The 2,384-nt window shown below is 73.2% G+C and carries 2 protein-coding genes and 2 pseudogenes; 2 read left to right on the top strand and 2 right to left on the bottom strand.

The features are described 5' to 3' along the window. A pseudogene (locus GA0115259_RS25370) lies at positions 1 to 313 on the bottom strand (hypothetical protein); the annotation flags it as partial. Positions 314 to 328: 15 nt separating this feature from the next. Then, on the bottom strand, positions 329 to 1,030 hold the full coding sequence (locus GA0115259_RS25375) for a response regulator transcription factor (RefSeq protein ID WP_093601332.1): 702 nt from the start codon (positions 1,028 to 1,030) through the stop codon (positions 329 to 331). Between the two features lie 203 nt (positions 1,031 to 1,233). Here GA0115259_RS25375 and GA0115259_RS25380 point away from each other — a divergent pair, with 203 nt between their 5' ends. Next, on the top strand, positions 1,234 to 1,899 hold the full coding sequence (locus GA0115259_RS25380) for a response regulator transcription factor (RefSeq protein WP_093601330.1): 666 nt from the start codon (positions 1,234 to 1,236) through the stop codon (positions 1,897 to 1,899). Continuing rightward, positions 1,896 to 2,384, top strand: a pseudogene (locus GA0115259_RS25385) (hypothetical protein); the annotation flags it as partial. The gene GA0115259_RS25380 and the pseudogene GA0115259_RS25385, both read left to right, overlap by 4 nt.

The raw sequence follows: 2,384 nt of genomic DNA on the forward strand, positions 1-2,384 counted from the left end.
CCCGGCCCGCCGCCGCGGCCCGTACCGGACCGTCGCCGGTCCCTGGGCCGGTACCGAGCACGCGCCGCCCGTCGGGCCCGTACACCGCGATCCGGGTGCCCGCCTCGGTCCGTGGCAGCTCCACCGGGTCACCGGCGCCGGGACGGCCGAGCGGTACGGGCAGGCCGACCGCGACCCGCTCGCCGAGCTGCCGCAGTTCACGCTCCTCGTCCTGCTGGTACAGCCGCAGCGCGGCGACGGCGAGCGGCAGCGCGAAGAGAAGCACCGCGCAGACGACGGCCAGCACGGTCGATCCCAGGATGCGGCGGCGCACGGTCCGGCCCTGCCGTCAGCCGGCCGCGGGAGCCGTCGGGACTTCGAGGCGGTAGCCGAACTGGCGCAGTGTCGTGATCCGCAGATGCTCGCCGAGTTTGCGGCGCAGCGCGGCCACATGCACATCGAGAGTCCTGGTGGAGCCGAACCAGTTCTCGTCCCAGACGTCGTTCATCAGATCCTCGCGGCTGACGGCCTGTCCCGGACGCGCGGCCAGCCGTACCAGCAGATCGAACTCGCGGGGACGGAGTGTGATCTCGCCGTGAGGGCCGAGACAGCGACGGGCGGGCCGGTCCACGACAAGGGCGCCGAGCCCGATCCGCGCCGAGGTGCCGGGCGCTCCGAGGGCGCCGGGCGCGGTGCGGCGCAGATGGGCGGTGACCCGGGCCTGGAGCTCTGCGATCCTGACCGGTTTGGTCAGATAGTCGTCGGCTCCGCACTCCAGGGCCTGGACGACATCCATCTCGCCGGTTCTCGCGGTCAGTACGACGATGACGGCGTCCGGGGCCCGCTCCCGCAGGAGACGGCACAGTTCGAATCCGTCGATGTCGGGCAGCCCCAGATCGACCAGGAGCAGATCGGCCGGATCCGGTGCGGTGTGTGCCAGCGCGGTGGCGCCGTCGGGACACCAGCGGCTGTCGTGGCCGAGTACGCGCAGTGTCGCGCTGAGTCCGCCGCCGATCGTCGGGTCGTCCTCGACGACCGTGATACGTGCCATCGCGTCACGCCGCCCGGCGCTGCGGACGGACGCGCCCGTACGCGCCGCCGTACACCCGGCCGTACACATCGGCGCGGTCGTCCGCGCCCTGGATTGCGGTCACGTCCCGAGGATGCCGGGCCGTACCTGAACACAACCTGAACGCGCGCGTCGCGGCCCGGGACGGTGGACTGCGAAGCCGCGGGCGTGGTCATACTGGCGGAATGACGGCTCCCCGCGTGCTGATCGTCGAGGACGACCACGGACTGCGCGATGTGATCGCCCGCGGCCTGCGCGACGAGGACTTCCTCGTGGTGACGGCGGCCGACGGCGCCTCGGCGCTGCGCGCCGCCGACGGCTCGGTGGACGCGGTGGTGCTCGATGTCGGGCTGCCGGACTCCGACGGCCGCGATGTGTGCCAGGCGATGCGGGCCGCCGGAGTGAGCGCGCCGGTGGTGTTTCTCACGGCGCACGACACACTGACCGACCGTCTCTCGGGTTTCTCCTCCGGTGGCGACGACTATCTCGCCAAGCCCTTCCATCTCAGCGAACTCGCGGCCCGGATCCGGGCCGTACTGCGGCGCTCGGGCGACGGTACGGCGATCGACACGGGTGCCGTACGGCTGGATCCGGTGCGCCATGAACTGGAGGTGCGCGGGACGGCGGTGGCGCTCACTCCCACCGAGTTCCGGCTGCTGGCCTGTCTGATGGCCGCTCCCGGAGCCGCCGTGCGCCGGCGCGCCCTGCTGCGGGCGGGCTGGCCGGAGGGCGCCCAGGTCTCCGACAACACCCTGGACCAGTATCTGGTCCGGCTGCGGCGGAAGCTGCGCGAGGCCGACGCGCCGCACAGCATCGGCACGGTCCGTGGCATCGGATACCGCTTCGCATGATCGGACAGCACCGTCTCCGGCGTCTCTTTCCGCGTACGCTGCGCGGCCGACTGGCGCTGATCGCCCTGGTCACCAGCGTCCTGTGGATCGCCGTGCTGACCACGGTGTTCAATCTCGCCCTGGACAGAAGACTGCACGCGCAGGCCGACGAGGTGCTGCGTACCCGTGCGGAGGCGGTGGCCGCGACCGTGGACGCGCGGCCGGACGGCCGGCTGACGGTCAGGGAGCCCGCGGAGGACCAGGCGCTGGACGCGGGTGTGTGGATCTACGAGGGCGGCCGGGCGATCGAGCTGCCGCCGAATGTCCCGTCCGCCCTCCAGCGGCAGGCGGACGCGCTGGTCGGACGTGGCACCCGGTTCGCCGAGACCACCTCGCCGTCGGCCACACGGTTCTACGCGCTGCCGGTCGCGGCGCCGCCGGTCGCCGGAGGCGGGAGCGAAGCCGCAGGCGGAGGTGGGACGGCGGGGGGCGGGGGGGGTGGGGGG

The sequence above is a fragment of the Streptomyces sp. MnatMP-M17 genome (genome assembly GCF_900091995.1).
GTDB lineage: Bacteria > Actinomycetota > Actinomycetes > Streptomycetales > Streptomycetaceae > Streptomyces.

What these genes read in the sequence shown, in the direction of transcription:
- GA0115259_RS25375 (WP_093601332.1), bottom strand. Translation starts at nt 1,030, where the DNA reads ATGGCACGTATCACGGTCGTCGAGGACGACCCGACGATCGGCGGCGGA.
- GA0115259_RS25380 (WP_093601330.1), top strand. Translation starts at nt 1,234, where the DNA reads ATGACGGCTCCCCGCGTGCTGATCGTCGAGGACGACCACGGACTGCGC.